This is a genomic window from Halomonas binhaiensis (assembly GCF_008329985.2).
Lineage (GTDB): Bacteria > Pseudomonadota > Gammaproteobacteria > Pseudomonadales > Halomonadaceae > Halomonas > Halomonas binhaiensis.
On record NZ_CP038437.2, the window covers coordinates 2657452 to 2677811 of the forward strand.

The window sequence follows — 20360 nt, forward strand, 5'->3', positions numbered from 1 at the left end:
GGAAGGAAAGCAAGCAGGCCTTCAAGAGCATGATCAAGGCATCAGGCGCACGGTGGCGTTGGCCGAGTGCCCTGCCGCATCTAGCACCGTAATGCGGTGAAAGCCGCCACCCATGGTGTCGAAGGCGGCTTCTCGACGCAGCGGATCTGCGTCCATTGGCCGGTTGTTGATCAGCCAGCGAAAAGGTGGCGTTCCGCCCTGAAGGTGCACGAACAAAGGCATGCTGCTGTCTGCGACACCAAAGACTTCCGCGCCATCGCGGGGGGCGAGAATGCGTATGGGCGGCGTCATTTCACCGCCTGTGCCCGCAGCAAATGTCCTCAATGCCTTCGGCAGATCCCCGCTGGAGGCAATCAGGGCATCCTTCGGCGGCGTCCGCCGTGGCGGAACCACACCGACGATATCAAAACCGGCAAACAGCAATGGCGCAGCACTATACGCTCCCAGTGCCCCCGGCATGCTGCCGTTGTCGGGCCGCCCGACCAGCACGGCGATGACATGCTGGCCATCAAAACCGATGGCCCAGGCGTCACGATAGCCGTAGGAAGTTCCGGTCTTGAAGGCCACCTTGTCACTGGCTCCCAGGCCACCGCGAGGTGTCTGGCGCAGGATATCCGCCAGGTACCAGCTAGCCCGGGCACTGATCACCCGTTGCGGAACAGCGTCCGAATCAGGCAATACCGTCAAGGGCACGACCTGACCGTCGTTGGCAATCATCGCATACACCATCGCCATGTCCTGCAGCGTTACCCCCAGGCCACCCAGGCCAATGGCCAGCCCCGCCGTATTGCCGCCCGGTAATATGGGCTGGGCACCACTACGTCGCATGCTGCCCAACAACCGAGCCGGACTGATGGCATCCAGCACCGCCACGGCAGGCAGGTTCAATGACTCCTGCAAGGCGCGGCGTACGCTCACCGGTCCCCGAAAACGACCATCGAAGTTGGAGGGGGACCAGCCATCAAAGTCCTGCGGGGCATCGTTGATCAGTGTCTCGGGATGTATCAGCCCCTCATCGAAGCCCAGGGCGTAGATCAAGGGCTTGAGTGTCGAACCGGGAGAACGCTTGGCCACGGCCATGTCGACAAAGCCCACGTGCTGTTCATCGAAAGGGTCGGGGGCGCCGATACGCGCTCGTACTTCACCGGTGTGATAATCGACCACGACCATCGCCACACCGACATCCGCCACCTGTTGCCCAAGCCAGCGACGCAGCGCCAGCTCCAGGCGCCTTTGAAGTCCAGCATCCAGTGTGCCGACCGGATGCCTGGCCAGGCCACTGAGGCCAGGTGCCAGGATAGATGAGGCATGGGCACCAGTTGCTCTGGTATCGGTTCGGCATTGGCCTCCACCACCACTTCTGCCGACAGCAAACCATCCGACAGGCTGCGCTCCAGGACTCTTTCCCGGGCGGCGCGAGCCTGCTCCGGATGCCGATGAGGCTGACGCGCCACGGGAGATTGGGGAATCGCGACCAGCAAGGCGGCTTCGGCGGCCGACAAGAATCCGGGCCCTTTGCCGAAATAGCCACGGCTGGCGGTGGCCACGCCTTCGAGATTACCGCCCATCGGCGCCAGGTTGAGATAGAGCTCGAGAATGGCGTCCTTGTCCAGCTTGCGCTCCAGGGCCAGGGCGGCTCGGATCTGGGCGAGCTTGGCGTCCATGGTTCGCGTTGGTTGACGCTGGAGCAGTCTCACGACCTGCATGGTCAATGTCGAGCCCCCGGAAACGATATCTCTATGCCACAAGGCCTGCCCGGTTGCCCGAACCAGCGCCAGCCAGTCTACCCCATGATGGGAATAGAAACGTTTGTCCTCATAGGCCAGCAACATGGCCAGGTAAGTAGGATCGACTTCGCTCAGGTGGGTCTGCTGACGCCAATAGCCATCCGCTGACAGAAACAGGCTCAACGGCTGGCCATGACGATCCCGCACCACGGGAGAATACTCCCAGGCTGCCAGCGGATCTGGTGCCGTCTCGACCCAGCGCTCGAAGGCCATCCATAGCCCGGCCAGAACGACCAGCAAGGCAAGCGACACCAGCGCGAGACATCGGCCGCTGATACGCTTGAGGCCCTTGCGACGGTACCTAGCGATCACCCTCGGCACCCTCAGTGCTATCTTCAGGGCCATCCTCAGGGCCATCTTCCGCAGTACCGGCCCCTTCCCCTTCAGTACCGACATTCCCAGTTCCGGTACCCTCCGATCGTTCAGAGTGGCTGCCGCTGATCACGACGCGCCCATCAGCGGTATTGGCATGGAAGCGTGGTACATACATGTCCTGAACATGTGCAGCGGGATGATGGAAGCTGCCAGGCTGGATGGCACGCACCACATAGGCCAATTGGAAAGGCTTGCGCTCGTCCAGCGTCACGGCAGCAAAAAAGCGCTCACTGCCGAATTCTGCATAGGTTGGATCCATCCCGCCGGGGAACCACTCCAGCGCTCGGGTATCTCCCGATGCCAGGACACTGGGATTATCAATCTGGAAGCCCGCCGGTAGCGGATCCTCGATGGCCAACTGGCCCTGTGACATGCCCAGTGGCGTGACCTTCAATACCACGACCAGCTTGTCATTGAGGGTGACATCCGCCACATCCACCGGTTCCCCTTCGAAGCTGTAATAGTGACGGCTTATCTCGACACCTGAACTCTGCCGCTCCACCTTGCCGGTGGGCACGCCATTCAGGGTCACGGCTACCGGCGTCACCTTGTCGAGCGGGTTGTGTGGTGGCGATGCCAGATATTGCGCCAGGCTCATCTGCTCTGTGTATGCGGGTGTTGCCTCTCCTTCCAGCAGCGTTGCCGCAAGACGCAATGCACTGGCGCGTTCCTGGGTGTTACCATCGCCCGCCGATGACATGGCGGTATCCACACTGTCCATGTCCACACCCGCCACATCATCCACATCAAAACCGGATGCCAGGGCCAACCGATGGGCTATCATCAGGTCTCGTCCGCGGCTGGCATAGATATCACCGCTACGGGAATAGGCATGATAATCATGGCCCAGCGAGAGCTCGTCGAAGGCCGCTCGGAACAGCTGGTTCGCACGCTGCGGATCACCCACGGCATGGAGCGCGGCACCAAGATAAGCGGCATCGAGTCCACCGTGGCCACGGGCAACATCCGCGCGGGAATAAGCATCGGCAAAGTAACGCACATCACTGGCACGAACCTCCCCGGCCTGGGACAGAACATAAAGGGCGTAAGCCGCGGCACTGAGACTTTCACGCGAGCCGCTGGCACCATTGACCTTGTTCTGCAGATTGCGCAGGGCACTGGAAAGAACACGCTCCGGCACATCCGCCCCTGCCTCGCGGACACGCAACAGAAACTCCGTGGTGTAGGCGTCGAGCCAGAAATCCTGACTGCCCGGTGCCCACAGGCCAAAGGCGCCGCTGGCAGCCTGACGCGACAGCACGCGCTCCACGCCCTGCGCCAGTCTGTCGTCGGCCAGTTCCTGGCTTTCGCTGCTCAACCAACGGCGTGCCGACAGCAGTGGCTCGATCGACGAAACGATCTGTTCGGTACAGCTGCGGGGCTCCGTTTCCAGTGCATGAGCAAGCCCGGCCAGATTGAAGTGGGCCAAGGGTCCAAAGCTGATGCTGAGTGTTGCATCGGCGGCCATTCCCGACGTCAGACTATCCGGCAGCTGCAGGACATCCCCCTTGCCAAGCTGTCCGACATGGCGCCGCTGGATCGGCAGGTCATTGCGCTTTACCGCAATTGGCAATTGCTGGGCAAGCTGCTGTCCTGCCGGTGTGGTTACCTGAATACCCAGCTCGCCTTGCTGACCGCTGTCGGTCCCGGACTCGCTGGCCTGAATGTCAAACTCCAGGGTGGTTCTCTCCTGCTCATCCAGCTCGACTTCCGCCGTGTTGGTCCCGGCAAGCGCCACTGGTCCCTTGGTGGCGATCTCGACGCCGACCTTGCCCACAGGGCCTTCGGCATGGGCCAGCTCCAGCCTCAGTCGTGTGTTGTCCCCCGGGGCCAGGAAGCTCGGCGCATGCCCCGTGGCCACAATGGGATCACGTACGATCAGGTCTTCGCTGTGACTGCCCAAGGCACTTTGCGACCAAGCCTGTGCCATGGCACGCACCGTGCCATTGAAGGCCGGCAGCGGCAGATCGATATCCGCCTCGCCATTGTCGTCCAGCGTCACCAGGCCAGAAAACAGTGTCACGTATTCCTCGCGTTTCGGCCCAGGCGCCTGCGCAGGAGCATTGCTATCGCCCCCTTCACGCAGCGTCGCCAGCGCACCGGGAATGTCATCGATCAAGCGGCCATAGAGATCACGCATGTCGAAGGCGAAACGACGCTGGCCGAAGAAATGCTGCTCAGGCTGTGGCGCCTTGTATCCGGTCAGATTGAGAATGCCGAGATCCACCATCGCTACCGTGGCATAGATTGTCTCGCCCGCCGGGGCAGAATCCACGCTCAACCGCAATGTGCCATTCTGGCGAGGGCGCAAAGGCGCCTGTGGCTGCAAGGACAGATCCAGGGTGCGCTGGGCAGTATCGACACTGACCCAGTTGACACCAATGGCGCGGCGAGGGTTGCGCCCATCGGACTCGCTCGAGGGCGTCACCAGGGAAGTGACCAGGTAAGCTCCCGTGCCCCATTTCTTACTGACCTTAAGGGCCAGTTCATTGGTACCTTGCACCACCTCGAAACGCCGCCGTTCAACCAGCTGCCCGTTGAATACGCGCACGAAGGCAATCCCTGGTGTCCGGGCATCGAAGCGCAGCTTCACCTCATCGCCATGGCGATAGTTGGCCTGATCGACACCGGTATCCAGCCGTTCAGGCGTGTCAGGCGTCCCTGCTCCGCCGTAATAGCCAGCCCAGAAGGTGTGGCGGGTAAGCACTGGAGCATCATCGCCAGTGGTGCGCAACTCCAGTTCATATTCCCCCCATGTCACCGGAGCGGACAGAGTTGTCTTGGCATCGGCCGCTACCTCCAGGGAACCCGTGGCCGCTCTTGTGCGGCGCTCGACCGGGGAATATCCCCATTCGCCGTTGACGCGGTACCACTGGTAGTCGTGCTCGATTCTCGACAGCGTCCATTCCACCGGCCCCAGTTTCATGCGCTGTCGGTCGTTATCCAGGGCAATGACGTCAAAGTGAGCATCACTATTCTCGGCAGCCATACGCTCGAAGAGAGGCTTGAGGCCAATCACGGGACTCTCCAGCGCCATGGGCAAGGTCAGGCGACGTTCTACCGGCCTGCCCGATCCTTCACGCAAGCGCATCGCCAGGGCCAGCTCTTCAGGTTGTCCAACACTTGCCGAAGGGGGTAGCGGCAGACTGACCATGGCCTTGCCCGCTTCATCGGTGGTCAAGCCTCCTGGCAATACTGCGGAAGTCGCCTGATCTTCTGTCGCCGGCATACCGAAATGGAAGCCGGGATATTGCGCCAGTCCTGTCGCCGGCCGACGCACGACTGTGCCGGAAATCGGCAGATTGGCACCTACAGCGCCGTATAGATAGTGGGCCGCCACAGCAACCCGTGGCGGCACCTTGCTGGCGACCAGTGCCTCATCGCTTTTCAGGGTGAAATCGATTCTCTCGGGCACAAAATCTTCGACCAGAAAGCCGACCTCGCCCAGCATGTCCGCTTGTGGATCCACATGGAAACGCAACTTCCACAGACCACGCATGGCATCGGTTGGAAGCGGAAGAGACAACACCCGGCCGCCGGCGCCCTGATCCTCCAGAGTATGGCGTGACGCTTCCTTGCCGTCGGGGCGCTGGACGATCACGGTCAGCGGCAGCTTTTCCATGGCACGACTTTCCAGGTCCCGCATCAAGGCAGTGATATACACACTGTCACCGGGTCGGTAGATGCCTCGCTCGGTTGTGGCAAAGAGATTGACGGTATCCGGCGCTGGTGTGCCCGCCACGCCACGGTCACTCAGATCAAAGCCTGCCTCACGCAGGTTGACGAAGTTGAAATCCGTACCATCGGTACTACTTGCCGTCAGTAGCGCCGGACGGCCTCGCTGAGGCAGGTGGAAAATACGCAGTTCGACCTTGTCCACGTTGACCGCGGTGATCGGGATGGACTTGGCCTGAGAAAACGGCAGCACATAGCCACGCCCACTGAAACGCACACTCGGCGGGCGATCCGGCATGAGGATATCGAATGTCTCGGTGCGCGCCGTCCTCTCGCCAGACGCTGCTGGCAGGCCCTTGCGCAAGGTGATGTGATAGTCGCGACCATGCTCCAGCCCGGCAATGCACAGGCGCTGGCCTTCGGCGGTCACATCCACCGTGACGCCTTTGACCCGCACATAATCGCCATAGAGAAAGCCATCCTCACGCAGTGGCTCGGAGTATTCGGCGCAAAAACGCGGCGAAACGCTATCGGCTTCCGCCTGACTTTCGAGAACCCGGGGACCATAGGTGATCTGTGCCTGATGCAGGCGTTGTTCGTCACCGCTGAATTTCGCCAGCAGACGATGAGCGGCCAGAATGGCCGGCCCTCGCTCGGGCGACTTCTCCAGCTCGGTGGTAATGGCTTCGAGCGCTGTCACCTTGTCTTCACTATTCACGGCACGCACCCAGGCATTGGCCAGGAAGGCCATCTCGTCATAGGCCCAGGAGCGCAAAAAGTCAGGACGTGAAGAGCCGCCATCCGCGGCAAAGTGCTGCAACGACAACCAGGCATCGACATCATTTCCCAGAATGGCCTGGCGCAGATCTGGCCGCGATGAAAGACGCACATGGCGTTCCAGATGACGATAGAGCCGGCCCGCCCTTTGCCATTCGTCGTCTCGGATGAAGGCCACTTCACGCTGCTGACGAGCATTGTCCAGCAACTCGGACGGCGTCTCTTCCAGCGTCCCGGACAGGGCGCCCTTGAAAGCAGGTGTTTCCGTGACATCCGACTTCAGAAAACAGGCACCGGCACGGAGGTTGAAAGTGAACGCCTGACAGTCCTCATCTTCCCGGCAGGCATTGGCGCAGTAGCCCAGATCCGTCTCAAAGATCGAACGAATGTCATGGCCAGCGAAGTCGATATCGCGTTGGTATTCAATGCGCCGTTCCGGTAGCGGCCCCTGCTCCGACTGCTGAGCCAGGCCCGGAGCCGTGGTAACAAGCCAGCACAGAACCACCAGAAGATATCGCTTCATGTCGGGGCCTTCCCTGTCGAACCAGCAACATAGCCATGCTACGGGGGATCATCTCAATGTCCGCCAGTCCACCACCGATCACGCCAGGCCGCGTATGACCTTCTGCCGCCGCCACCACCAATCTGCAGACCGATCACCCCGCCGATTACAGCACCGGCAGCAGTACCGAGAATGGCATAAGGGTCCTGGACGAGCCTTCGAGGGGTCGCCAGAACCTGCCTGCAGACTTCACGTGGCGCCTGCACACGGTTGGTCACTGGGTGATCTGCCGTGATGTCGGATTAGCAGTATTCTGGAGAATACAGTCGGCTGTGATACTGGCGCCTGAGCCCCGGCTGACGGCCCCTGGCTGGCCACCACGAGCTTCCTCGACAGCATCAGCCTTGGCCACTTGCTCGGCTGCCGCGTCCTGTTCTTCCCGGGTTCTGCCCGTCAGTTGCGTTTCCTGCGCCGCCTGTAGGTCCATTGATGCAGCCACCACTTGCTTGGCGGCAGCAATGGCGTCTTCGTCCACTACCGACTGGGCATCCACTTTTCCCGCTATCTGTTCCGACAACTGTGCCTGCGCTTGCTGAAGCTCTTGCACCTGCTGTGTCTGCCAGGCACCGAATGCCAAGCCTCCCAAGCCGAATACGGCCAGAGAAGAGCCAATGACGATTGATTTGTTCATAACCGGTTCTCCCCTCTCCGCCAGACAACGCAACACCCATCTAAACGCCATGCCAACACGATGTTGCCTGGTCTTGCGGAAAGTCATTTATCCAATGGCGGGATGTTATCGTTATCGAACAGTGTTCGCACACATTCAGGACGAATTTGCGCGATATTTACCAAGCTGTCTCCAGGTGCCGACAAGACTGTCGCCTTATAGCAGGGACCCCAAGGACGGATAGAGAAGGATTCGGAACAATTCACGTCACTGGCACTCGACTGCGTAACGCTTCAGCCTACGCATCAACCAGGACTGGGTGACACCCAGGCGCATAGCGGCCTTGCGGGTACTGCCACTTTCATCAAGTGCTTCACGAATGGCGCGGTACTCGATGTCTGCCAGACGTTCAGGCAATGGTGCACTGGGATCCGTCTCGGCCAGCAGTGGGGAGGCAGCATCGTCTCCCAAATCGAGTGTCAGGTCCCGGGCACTGATACCAGGCGTGGGGCAAATCACACTCATGCGTTCAAGGAGGTTTTCCAGTTCACGCACATTCCCTGGCCAGTCGTAGCGCATCAACGCACGCAGAGCATCATGCTCAAGGTGCATCGGACGGTTCTGTCTGGCAGCAATGGTGGCCAGCACATGGCGAGCCAACGGCAGAATATCCTCACGGCGCTCGCGTAGCGGAGGCACGCGAATCGGCACAATGTTCAAACGGTAATAAAGGTCGGCGCGGAACAGGCCTTCGGCAACACGCTGCTCAAGATCAGCATTGGTAGCCGCGACCAAGCGGATATCTGCCTTGCAGGGCTTGCCACCCAAGGGATGGTAGAGCCGCTCCTGAAGCAGCTGCAACAGCTTCGGCTGCAACGTCAGGGGCAGGTCACCGATCTCATCAAGAAACAGAGTGCCACCTTCCGCAAGCGCAACATACCCGACCCGACCATTGCGGTTGGCACCGGTAAAGGCACCACGCTCATGCCCGAACAGTTCGGCCTCCAGCAAGGCCTCGGGAATAGCGGCACAATTGACATGTATCAGCGGGCGTTCCGAACGCGCACTGTACTGATGCAGGCGGTTGACCAGGTAGCTCTTGCCGACTCCCGTCTCACCACTGAGCAATACCGTGGTATCACTGGCCGCGGCCCGCTCGATGAGTTCCAGACAGCGGCGATAGATGGGGCTACTGCTGAGTGGAGTTTCCCCGGTCCGCGCCACCTGTTCCTGGCGAATATGCTTGAGCTGATGCATCACATAATCAAGCAGCGCCTGGGTGGTATCTGGAGAACGCGAAGTCAATATGTCCTGGTCCAGATTGTGAGTCTGTACCAGGACGGCATCGGGTTCTCCGCCATTGATCGAGAACAGTCGGCCATTCACCAGATAGTCCTTGCCACGGTAGCGATGGACAACACTCACCGGGCGCCGTTCGTCGATGACGAAACGCGTCACTGAAGGCGAAAAGACGCCTTCCGCCTCCAGTTGATAGACGTCACTGGCAAGCAGATGCTCCTCACTGCAGTCGAGCTGCGCGAGGCTGGCACGATTGACCCACAACGGATGTCCACTCAGGTCGGAAATGAAGATGCCATCCTCAAGAGCATTGAGGATGGCCAATAGTTGGTCATGCATGGGAAAACCGGGATCGCGCATCGCGGCACCAGCCGTTGTGTGGACAGGCCACATCTTCGACTGCTGCCACGATGCTGTAAAGGAAGACGCTCAGGTTCCGAGCTGGACAAACAGGAAGCCCCAGAGCCCCAGCGCGATCAAGACGAAGAGCACCATGACCAGCCATACCTGACGGTACTGCCGAATCAATTGCCTTGCGCCATCTTCACGTGCCAGGAAACTGCTGATGGTGCTGTCCGACAGACGCCGCTCACGCAACGTATCGAAAGTCTGCAGCTCATAGGCAGAAGGCTTTGTGGCAAGCACCACGCCAATCAGAGTCATCGTGCCTAGAACAAAGGCAATCATCAGGTTATCGATGTTTGCCGGCAATGTGATCAAGTTGTGGCGCTGGAGCTCGCCCACCAATATAAAGGTGATCGACCCTACCAGCATGCAAGCCAGAGCAGCGCTGGCGTTCATGCGTCGCCACTTGAGTGCGGCAACGATCGTCGGCAACCAGGCGACGGCAAAGATGGCGCCAGCATAGATCGAGATCCAGTAGATCCCTGCCGGGCGTGAGATCGCCACGGCACACACGATCAGTGCCACGATCGCCTGGGAAATCCGGCCCAGTACTACACCGCGGCGTTCACTGACCTGCCTGTCGAACAACTTTTCGTATAGATCCCTCGCCAGGGCAAAGCCTGTCAGGACAAATAGCGTAGAGGCAGTGGACATGATCGAAGCCATCAGTCCCGCCAAACCTATACCGGCAAGTGTCGGGTTCGTGTACTCCATGAAACCCACGATCATCGCACGATCAGCTGGCTCTATACCCGGTTGCAGCACCTGCATCGCCGCTGCGGCGAGGAATACCAGCAACTGCATGGCGGGAGCGAAGAACACGCCAATCACCGCCACTTTGAGGATCACGAAGTCGTTCTTCGCCGGAAACACCCGTGATACCAGCGCCGGAGTGCAAGCAAAGAACAGAATCCACACCAGGAATTGAGAGATGGACCACCCCAGGGAGCGCTCCTCAGCACCGCCGAGGGTCCAGAACCCGGGGAGTTTCTCGCTCAGGCCCTTCATTGCCTCGAAACCGGCATCATCGATCAGCATCGGGGCAATCAGGAAGGCAATGGCCAGCATGGTGAAAAACATCATGGTGTCGGTGTAGACCACGCCATACATGCCCGACAGACTGCAGAACACCATCAGGGCCAGGGTGAAAGCCACAATGATCACCGGGAAAGGTACATCGATGATTTCGGCCAGCACGATGCCTGCACCGATCAACTGGATGATGCCGTAGCCCAGCAGGCCTACCACCATCAGGATCAATGCCACCACACTGACCCACTTGTTGTTGAACCGGTAATCGAAGAAATCCATCATCGTGCGGCATTCCATGGCCTTGAGCTTTCGGCCAATGAAAACCACAGCGATCAAAGTGCCGATCCAGGCTCCGCAGGACCCAAGCGCACCGATGACCAGAGGCCCCTCGCTGTAGGAAATACCGGCAATGCCCATCAATGTCACGGCACTGAGGAAGGTCGCGGCCAGGGTGCCAACAATAAGCAGCGTCGACCCCTGCTCCCCCATGACATAGAAGTCATCCTTGTTCTTGATCAATCGTGTAAGCGATGCCGCCACTACGACATAGGCGGCCAATACGGCAATAAATATCCAGAGCGTCATGTGCTTTCCCCCGCATTCATTGATAGAAGGTTGTTGTCAGCGGTATCAGGTATGGGTTTCCGAGGGCGCGGGAGTCGCCCCCATTTCCTGCTTGTCCTGCTCAGCTTGCTGCAGGCGCCGGATAGTCGGGCGGTACTCACGCACCAGAATCACGCCGACAGTGGCCACCGACAGCACGGTAACGAGAAAGGCATTGCCGAACAGCAGAAGCACATGTGGGTTGAAGTCCATGGTCTACCTCTTGTCATTGGTTGTTGTCTGTTCAGGGCGGGGGTCTGCGGTCGCAGAACTCATTCAACCGCTTGGCACCACTGAATCATTGTCAGCGCCATGATCTCGGCGACGGCAAAGACATCGTCCAGGCGGATGTGCTCATTGGGGAAGTGGGCGAGACGAGTGATGCCGGGACCAAAAACCAGGGCCGGGATGCCGTACTGGGTCATCAGCCCGCCATCCGTTCCCCAGGGGGACGCCTGCACCTGAGGCTCCTTGCCATGCACATCGCGGAAGGCCGTGGTCAGCATCTCGACCAGCGGATTATCAAGACCGATACCACCGGGCTGCCAGCAGGCCCCAAACCATTCAATCTCCACCGGGTGCTCAAGGAACCAGCTATCGACATCAGCCAGAGCTGCCATGGCCTGGGTGAGCTCAGCCTCGGCCTGCGCCACTGTTTCCCCGGGACCAATGCCGATTCGACCTTCAAGAGTAATCTCGTCAGGCACGCTGGACGGCCAATCGCCCCCCTGGATACGACCAATATTGATCGGTAGAGGAATGGGCACGCCTTCATACAAGGGGTCATCCAACGCCGCATTGCGCTCGACTTCCAGGCGCTGAATGGCCTGAATCACGCTGACAGATTTTTCCAGGGCACTAACCCCTTCATAGCGTGTTCCGCCATGCGCCTTGATACCGGCAACACGCAGGCGAAACCATCGAGAGCCCTGCTGGCGTGGAAAGATCTTCTGCTCGGTAGGTTCGGGAATCAGTGCTGCATCGGCTCGATAACCGCGCTCAAGACAGGCCAGGGTACCGGCGCCGCCAGCCTCTTCCTCGATGACACTCTGCAGAATCACATCGCCCTTCAGACGTATGCCCAGTTCCTTGAGTGTCGCCACAGCGATGTATGACGCCAGATTGCCGCCCTTCATGTCGGTAACACCGCGGCCATAGAGGCAACCATCAATAACCTCGCCCGAATAGGGGGCCAATTGCCACTGGTCATGGTCGCCTTCCGGCACGACATCGACATGTCCATTGAGGATCAGTGAACGACCCCCGCCTTCCCCTCGCCAGATTCCCACTATATTGGGACTGCCGGTGAAGTCTTCTCGGTGACTGTTGAATAACGGGTTGTCGCGCAATGACTCGACATCGATCTCCCACATATCCGTATCCAGGCCAAGCGAGCGATACAGTTCGTGAATCTTGTTCTGATGAACCGCCTCCTGACCGGAGAGAGTGACATCGCGCACCCAGGCCTGCAGCAGGCGGGTATATTCATCACGCCGGACCTGAATAGCGTTGTGAATGCTGTTGTGTAGATTCATGGCTCCTCACTATGCCTTGATGGCCTTTTGCCCGAGTGGTCTGTTGTTGGTGAAGCGAAAACCGATGGACGTATGATGTCGATGACTTGAGCCCTGATTCGATTTCGACTCACTGAGTCGATTTCGACTCAATCGCGATTGGCTCTCTGTAACACCGCGTCACACAGGAGTTGAGTGCCCAGGGCACAATGCTGCGGCTCGGCATACTCAGCTTCGTTGTGACTGATGCCATCGCGGCAGGGAATGAAGATCATTACTGTAGGGGTCACATGGGATAGATTCACCGCATCGTGTCCAGCACCACTCATCATGATGGGAATGGAGTAGCCTCGTTGTTCTGCAGCATCCTGCACCGCGCTGACCAAGGTGCTGTCGAAGTGAGTTACCGGGGAGTGCCAGACCGGTTCGACATCGACCTCCACACCTTCCAGGGCAGCCGACGACCTGGCCAGGGCGATGAGCTGTTCGTGCAGGTATTCAAGCTGTCCATCGTCGATATGACGAATATCCACCGACAACCGCACCACCTCTGGCACCGCATTGCGGGAGGGGTCAGCCACCTCAATATCACCTACTGTCAGGCGGGCCGCCTGGCTGCTGTCGGCAAGAATGGTCTGGCGCAGCTTGTGGATGAAAGCTGTCGCCGCCATCAGCGGGTCGTGGCGGTAGTTCATTGGTGTCGGTCCAGCATGGGCGGATTGCCCACGGAAGATCAGGTCATACCAGCGAATCCCCTGTACGCCATTGACCACCGCCATCGGCTGCCCTTGCTCCTCGAGCACTGGTCCCTGCTCGATGTGCAGCTCAAAGTAGGCGTCGAGATTCGGCTCCCCCTGTGCCAACGTCCCTGCCTGACCGCTTTCAGCAAGTGCACTGCCCAGGCTGATTCCCTGTTTATCGGCAGCGGCAAGGAACTGTTCAAGCGGTAGACGCCCTGTCCAGGCCCCACTCCCTCCCATGGCCGGAGAGAAGCGACTACCTTCCTCATTGGTCCATACCACGAGTTCCAGGGCGCGTCGGGTACGAATCTGGCGTTCATGCAGGGTGCGCAGGACTTCCAGCCCTGCCAGCACACCGAGAACGCCATCGAAGCGCCCTCCCAGGGGTTGAGTATCCAGGTGGCTCCCCATGGCCACAGGGTCCAACCCAGGTTCCTCACCATCACGGCGAATGAACAGGTTGCCCGCAGCATCACTCCGCCACCGACACCCCAGCGCCTCGGCCCAATCCAGCAGCAGCCGACGTCCGGCCACATCTTCTGCCGTCAATGCCAGGCGTCGACTGCCACCATTCGGTGACGGCCCGATTCGCGCCATGTCCAGCAGCGACGCCCATAAGCGATCGGCATTGATCTCGGGGTGTTCTTGGCCGTCATGGGTGGTGAAGGGAATATTGCTCACGTAACGCCGTCCTCTGTGTCAGGTGGATGACCTAAAAAGGCATATTTCATTCCACCAGCAGAGTAACTATTTAAAATCAATGCATTAAACAACATCCTTTGTCAGCACTGATGGTACCTTCACCATCATTGAGTCGATTTCGACTCATCACTAGCAACCCCATTTCATGAACAGGCATGGAAACCCGGCGCCGAATAGCTATGGACTCAGCGATGAACTATCCATTGGCTCCAAGAAACAATGGACTCCAACAACAAAATGGCCCCACCCTGCCAGGAGACACGGAATGTATCCCGACAGGATGGAGCCATCTTAGAAGCGGTTTTCTGTTCGGACTGGAGACTGTCCGCAGGCTGACGAGCTCAGTCGCCTTTCAGCTCAGATGCCCAGCTTGTCACGCGTTTCATAGTACCAGGCCCCAATTGCCGATAGCGGCACCCGCAACATACGGCCACCAGGGAACGGCAGGTGTGGTAATCCAGCAAAGGCATCGAAACGTTCGTCACGCCCGGTCATGACTTCGGCAATCAAGCGACCCGCCAGATGGGTGCAGGTGACGCCGTGGCCGGAATAGCCTTGCACGTAGTAGACGTTGTCATTGATCACGCCAAACTGAGGTAAGCGGTTCAGGGTCATCAGGAAGGTGCCACTCCAGGCGTAGTCCACCTTGACCGAGGACAGTTCCGGGAAGGTCTTGAGCATCTTGGGGCGAATCACTGCCTCGATATCGGCAGGATCTTCGCCGCCGTAATTGACGCCACCGCCATAGATCAGGCGGTTGTCGCGCGTCAGGCGGTAGTAGTCCAGCAGATAATTGCAGTCTTCGACAGCAATGTTGTTGGGCAACAAGCGCTTGGCCAGTTCTTCTTCCAGAGGTTCGGTGGTGATGATCTGGGTGCCGCATGGCATCGACTTGGCTTCCAGCTCGGGCATCACGCCACTCATGTAGGCGTTACCGGCCATCACCACACGTTCAGCCTTGACCACGCCTTGAGCGGTTCTGATCGTCACGGGTTGACCATGTTCCAGCTTGATCACCGGACTCTGCTCATAGATCACGCCACCCAGCGATTCGAAGGCAGCCGCTTCACCAAGCACCAGGTTGAGCGGGTGCATATGGCCACCGGAGTGGTCGATCAACACGCCACTATAACGGTCACTCCCCACTTCGCGCTTGTAGGCATCGCCTTCCAGCAATTCCAGTTGGCGATTGCCGTAACGCTCCCACAACGCCTTGTGCTCCTTGAGTCCTTGCAACTGCTTGCTGTTGCAGGCAGCGAACAGGTTGCCTTCTCGCAGATCGCACTGGATAGCGTATTTGGCAATCCGCTCACGGATGATGCTGTTACCTTCGAAGGCCATGTCACCCAAAGCACGAGCTGCGGTTTCGCCATACTTTTGCTCGATGACATCCATGTCACGGCTGTAGCTGTTGACGATCTGGCCGCCGTTGCGTCCGGAGGCCCCATAGCCCACCCTGGCCGCCTCGAGGACCACCACCTTCACCCCTTTCTCCGCCAGATGCAGCGCCGAGGAAATGCCACTGAACCCGGCTCCTACGACGCACACATCACAACTCACTTCGCCACTCAGGGCAGGTCGCTCAGGAGACGAATTGGCCGAAGCGGCATACCAGGAAGCTGCGTGTTGCGTGGCTGGAGCAACACCGTGAGAGGTTGATGCGGTGCGGTTCACCGTTGAGGTCGCAGACATGGCAGACTCCAAGAATGGTTATTTTATTTGACACTTTGAGCCATTCTAAGGCTCATCGGCGATAAATCCAACGTTTTAGGCATCAAATAATCACCATCAAAGAACAATCCGCCATGCACAAAAACGGGCGATGGTCGTGAACCATCGCCCGATACAAGCGAAATAGCCAATGCGGTCCCGGACTTATACCCGAAGCAGCAGGTGCTCCCTCTCCCAGGAACTGATGATCTGGAAGTATTCCCGGTGCTCGGCACGCTTCACCGCCAGATAACTGTTGAGGAAACGCTCGCCAAGAATATCGGCCAGTGCCGAGCATTCTCCCAGCAAGTCCAGCGCCGGGCCAATATCATCAGGCAGCTTGTTGCCACCTGACCAGGCCGACCCGACCATGGGCGGGCGTGGTTCGAGCTGACCAATCATCCCCAGGTAGCCGCATGCCAAGGACGCGGCCATCACCAGATAAGGATTCGCATCGGCGCCTGCCAGACGGTTCTCGACACGCGTTGCCTCAGGGCCTGAGACGGGTACGCGCAGGCCTACTGTGCGGTTGTCCATGCCCCATTCCACATTGATCGGGGCCGAGCCGCTGCTCTCGGTACGCATCAAGCGGCGATAGGAATTGACGTTAGGTGCCAGCAACGGCATGGCCGATGGCAGGTAACGCTGAAGACCGCCAATGAAATAGTGGAACAGGCGGCTGGGTTGGCCGTCTTCAGCAACGAAGACATTATGGCCATCCTGGGCATCCACCAGGCTTTGATGGATATGCATGGAACTGCCGGGCTGGTTGGCCATCGGCTTGGCCATGAAGGTGGCATACATGCCATGACGCAATGCCGTTTCCCGCAACACACGCTTGAACAGCACCACCTGGTCGGCCAACGCCAACGGATCACCATGCTGGAAGTTGACTTCCATCTGCCCTGCCCCTTCTTCATGGATAAGGGTATCCAGGTCCAGGTTCATGGCATCGCAGTAGTCGTACATCTCTTCGAACAATGGGTCGAACTCGTTGACCGCATCGATGGAAAAGGACTGGCGGCTGCTTTCCTGACGACCACTACGGCCAATCGGAGGCTCGAGCGGATAGTCGGAATCCGTATTGGTCTTGACCAGGTAGAACTCAGCTTCCGGCGCCACGATGGGACGCCAGCCTCGGGCATGGTAGAGATCCAGTACCCGCTTCAACACATAGCGCGGTGACAGCTCTACCGGCTCACCGGTAAGGTAATAGCAGTCATGAATGATCTGGGCAGTGGGATCATCCGCCCAAGGTACCAGGAACACGGCATTGGGATCGGCCACCAGCTCCATGTCCCGCTCGGCGGGGTTCCAGAAGCGGATGTCCTCATCATCGGGGTATCCCCCGGTAACAGTCTGGATGAAGATGGAATCCGGCAAGCGTGGTCGACCACCATTGAGGTACTTTCCGGCAGGAATGATCTTGCCCTTGAGAATACCGGTGAGGTCCGTCACGAGGCATTCCACCTCGGTAATACCGTGCTGCTTGAACCAGTCGTTGAGTTCTGGTGTTTCCTGGCGGTTACTCATATGAGTTTTCCGAGTGTTGTTTATCGTTGGATGAACCCCGGCATATCCGGGGTTCATCGAGGCAACCGGCAGTGCTACGATGACAGATCATCATGCTTGCCAGCCGCCTCGGTATCCTTACCGCGCTTTCACCTCAGACCACAGTTGCTGGAACATCTGCAACTGCTGCCCTTCCAGGCTGGGGGTAAAACGCAAGCGCTCCATTTCCTCATCCGTGGGCATGCTGGGCGGCTGGGTCAGCACCTCGTCAAGATACGGCTGAGCCGCTTTGTTAGGGCTAGCGTAGTAGTTGAAGTTGGACAACTGAGCACCAACTTCAGCATCCAGAATGAAGTTGATGAACTTGTGGGCCAGATCGGGATTAGGCGCTTTGGACGGAATCATCATCGAGTCCACCCACATCTCGGCGCCTTCTTTGGGAACCACGAACTTGAGGTTCTTGAACGCTTCCGGATCCTCGTCGGCAAACAGCAGATAGTCGCCATTGAAGGTCATGCCTACATGAGCCACTCCACGAGACAACTGCTGCAAGGCCGGTGTGCCATCGGTGAAACCTGAGAAGTTGTCACGATGCTTGGTCTCGATGATCAGCTTGGCGGCTTCCTTCCAGTCTTCAGGATCGGAGCAGTCATAGCCCTTGCCCAGGTAGGCACAAGCCGCCCCCGTGGCAACCTGGCCATCGCCAATCAGGGCAAAGGGATAGTCGCTATTGACTTCAGGGTCGAACATGAGCGACCAGCTTGGCTCGGCATCGGGGAATGTCTCGGTATTGTAGATCAGCCCGGTCGTTCCCCATTGATAAGGTGCCGTGTACTCGGCACCCGGATCGTAGCTCGGGTCCTTGAACTGATCCATGACATTGTCGAAGTTGGGTATCTTGGAATGGTCCAGCTTCTGCACCAATCCTGACTCGATCAAACGCGGCACAAAATAGTTGGACGGCACGATGATGTCGTATTGGGACACACCGCCTGAATTGAGCTTGGCGAACATTTCCGGCAAGCCATTGAAGTAGTTCTGCACCACTTCGACGTCGTACTTCTGCTCGAAGGCCTCGATGATCTCGGGGTCCATGTACTCTGTCCAGTTGAACAGGTACAACTTGCCTTCTTCGGCCTGGGCCGCCCCGGCCAACATCAGGCCTCCAAGAGTGACCGCCAGGGCGGCACGCGTCTTGCGATGGATCATGATCAAGCACCCCTTCTTATTGGTATGGATAAGCGCATGGTGAGTTCATCTAGCTGGTTCATGTGGTGATGATGAAAGCCTGGCTCAAGCAGCCCGGCGGCGACTCAACAGCAAGCTCATGATGGCAGCCAGAGCCACGGCCCCTATCATCAAGGTAGCAATCGCATTGATCTCCGGTGAGATGCCCTTCTTGATCGCACTCCAGATATAAATCGGCAACGTTGCACTTTCCGGCCCTGAAGTGAAGAAGCTGATGACAAAGTCATCCACCGACAGAGTAAAGGACAGGAAAAAGGCCGATATCAGCGCTGGCTTGATGGTCGGCAACATGAAATGCATGACCCGTTTGAATGGCGTGGCATAGAGATCCTTGGCGGCCTCGAACAGGGTCGGATCCAACCCGACGAAACGGGAATAGACGATCAACGCCACGAACGGAATCTCAAAGGTCACATGGGCAATGATCATGGTACCAAGACCAGGCTTGAGAAAGCCGGTGAGCTGGTGGATCTGGACAAAGAAAGCCATCTCGGAAATACCGAAGACGATATCCGGCAGCACAATGGGCAGATAGATCAGGATGATCAGCCAGCCCAGTTTACGATGGCGATGACGATACATGCCGTAGCCAATCAAGCAGCCAATGACCAGAGCAATCACCGAAGACACGATAGCCAGCACCAGGGTATTGCCAATGGCATTGATGATTTCCTGATTGGCGAGAAGCTTGGTGTACCAGCGTAATGAAAAGCCGGTGAAGTGTGCTGCACTGTTGGCGGCATTGAACGAGAACAACATCACCACGGCCAGGGGCAGATACATGAAGGCCATGGTCAGCCACCAGAACCCCTTGAGGCCCCGCTTGAAACTGCGCTTGTTCATATCACGACCTCCTCACCACCGCCCAGTCGTTTACCAATGCGCCGCATGGCGAACAGGCCGATAAAGGTAGCAATCAGCATCAGGATGGCGCCGGCAGCGCCAAGCGGCCAGTTGGAGCCTCCCGAGAACTGTGTCGCCACCAGGTTGCCCAGCATCATTCCTTTGCCGCCCCCAAGCAGCTCGGGAATGACATACATGCCGAAGGCCGGGATCGCGACCAGCACCACCCCCGCCAAAAGCCCAGGCAGGGTCTGAGGGAAGACGGCATGCCAGAAAGCCTTCAACGGTGAGGCATAAAGGTCTTGAGCAGCCTCTACCTGGGCGGTATCGAGCTTTTCAAAAGCCGCATACAGCGGCAACACCATGAAAGGCAGGAAGTTGTAGACCAGGCCCAGTGTCACGGCGAAATTGGAGGGATACAGCCCCATGTTGGGTGAAATCAGCCCAAGCGTACTGGCCAAATCGGAAAGCGGCGTATTTGGAGCGAGCAGGTTCATCCAGCCGAAGGTACGAATCACCTGATTGGTCCAGGAAGGCACCACCACGGCCAACAGCATGATCGGGCGCCACTTCTCGCGACAGGTAGTGATGTAATAGGCAATCGGATAGGCCACGATGACGACCAGCACCGTGGACAGGAATGTCTGCCATAGGGAGCGCAGCAAGGTGTAGAGGTTACCTGGGCTCCAGCCGAGAAAGCCGAAACCGCTCAACTGCTTGAACGAATCCACGGACAGCGGCATCTGCGGCAGGCCATACGGGCCATTGCTCATGAAGGCTACCGCCATCAGATAGACGCTAGGTAGTACCAGAAAGACGATGATCCAGGCCGCGCCAGGACTTACCGTAAACAGCAGATGGCGTGCTTCCATCACCATGGCACGGCTACGGGTACTGACCGCTGCGCCACCAGCATTGGCCACGGCACGCTGTCGAGTGGGAATGCGCGTATCGCTTGTCGACATG

Annotated in this window: 15 protein-coding genes; all 15 read right to left on the reverse strand. The window is 58.6% G+C overall.

The annotated features are described in order from the left end of the window. Window positions 1-33: 33 nt before the first annotated feature. The gene (locus E4T21_RS11710) at window positions 34-1128 is read right to left on the reverse strand and encodes a penicillin-binding transpeptidase domain-containing protein (protein WP_240349387.1); all 1095 of its coding nucleotides are present in this window, start codon (window positions 1126-1128) and stop codon (window positions 34-36) included. Further along, window positions 1035-2132 carry a transglycosylase domain-containing protein gene (locus E4T21_RS21450; protein ID WP_240349112.1) on the reverse strand — a complete coding sequence of 366 codons (1098 nt, stop codon included), beginning with the start codon at window positions 2130-2132 and terminating at the stop codon, window positions 1035-1037. Before E4T21_RS21450 ends, E4T21_RS11710 begins: the two co-directional genes overlap by 94 nt. Then, entirely contained in the window at window positions 2089-7137 is a 5049-nt protein-coding gene (locus E4T21_RS11715) for an alpha-2-macroglobulin family protein (protein WP_149285144.1), read from the reverse strand. Before E4T21_RS11715 ends, E4T21_RS21450 begins: the two co-directional genes overlap by 44 nt. Window positions 7138-7190: 53 nt before the next feature. After that, on the reverse strand, window positions 7191-7394 hold the full coding sequence (locus E4T21_RS11720; protein WP_205423383.1) for a glycine zipper 2TM domain-containing protein: 204 nt from the start codon (window positions 7392-7394) through the stop codon (window positions 7191-7193). Beyond that, a complete protein-coding gene (locus tag E4T21_RS11725; RefSeq protein WP_149285146.1) occupies window positions 7391-7807 on the reverse strand; it encodes a hypothetical protein in 417 nt (138 codons plus the stop codon). Before E4T21_RS11725 ends, E4T21_RS11720 begins: the two co-directional genes overlap by 4 nt. A gap of 246 nt (window positions 7808-8053) precedes the next feature. After that, on the reverse strand, window positions 8054-9478 hold the full coding sequence (locus E4T21_RS11730) for a sigma-54 interaction domain-containing protein (RefSeq protein WP_240349113.1): 1425 nt from the start codon (window positions 9476-9478) through the stop codon (window positions 8054-8056). A 36-nt stretch (window positions 9479-9514) separates the two neighbouring features. Further along, complete coding sequence (locus tag E4T21_RS11735; protein WP_149285147.1) at window positions 9515-11107, reverse strand: sodium:solute symporter family protein; 1593 nt, start codon at window positions 11105-11107, stop codon at window positions 9515-9517. Between the two features lie 45 nt (window positions 11108-11152). Then, window positions 11153-11338, reverse strand: a complete 186-nt coding sequence (locus E4T21_RS11740) for a hypothetical protein (protein ID WP_149285148.1) — start codon at window positions 11336-11338, stop codon at window positions 11153-11155. A 59-nt stretch (window positions 11339-11397) separates the two neighbouring features. Then, window positions 11398-12660 carry a peptidase gene (locus E4T21_RS11745; protein ID WP_149285149.1) on the reverse strand — a complete coding sequence of 421 codons (1263 nt, stop codon included), beginning with the start codon at window positions 12658-12660 and terminating at the stop codon, window positions 11398-11400. Between the two features lie 128 nt (window positions 12661-12788). Continuing rightward, window positions 12789-14060, reverse strand: a complete 1272-nt coding sequence (locus E4T21_RS11750) for a M20 family metallo-hydrolase (protein ID WP_240349114.1) — start codon at window positions 14058-14060, stop codon at window positions 12789-12791. 378 nt (window positions 14061-14438) lie between these two features. Next, window positions 14439-15773, reverse strand: coding sequence for an NAD(P)/FAD-dependent oxidoreductase (locus E4T21_RS11755; RefSeq protein ID WP_149285150.1), 1335 nt, complete (start codon window positions 15771-15773; stop codon window positions 14439-14441). 183 nt (window positions 15774-15956) lie between these two features. After that, window positions 15957-17324: a glutamine synthetase family protein gene (locus tag E4T21_RS11760; protein WP_149285151.1), complete on the reverse strand. Its 1368-nt coding sequence runs from the start codon at window positions 17322-17324 to the stop codon at window positions 15957-15959. Window positions 17325-17441: 117 nt separating this feature from the next. Further along, window positions 17442-18512 (reverse strand): ABC transporter substrate-binding protein, encoded by a 1071-nt coding sequence (locus E4T21_RS11765; protein WP_149285152.1) that lies wholly within the window; start codon window positions 18510-18512, stop codon window positions 17442-17444. An 84-nt stretch (window positions 18513-18596) separates the two neighbouring features. Further along, window positions 18597-19394, reverse strand: coding sequence for an ABC transporter permease (locus E4T21_RS11770; protein ID WP_149285153.1), 798 nt, complete (start codon window positions 19392-19394; stop codon window positions 18597-18599). Next, window positions 19391-20359 carry an ABC transporter permease gene (locus E4T21_RS11775; protein ID WP_240349115.1) on the reverse strand — a complete coding sequence of 323 codons (969 nt, stop codon included), beginning with the start codon at window positions 20357-20359 and terminating at the stop codon, window positions 19391-19393. Before E4T21_RS11775 ends, E4T21_RS11770 begins: the two co-directional genes overlap by 4 nt. Window position 20360 lies beyond the last annotated feature (1 nt).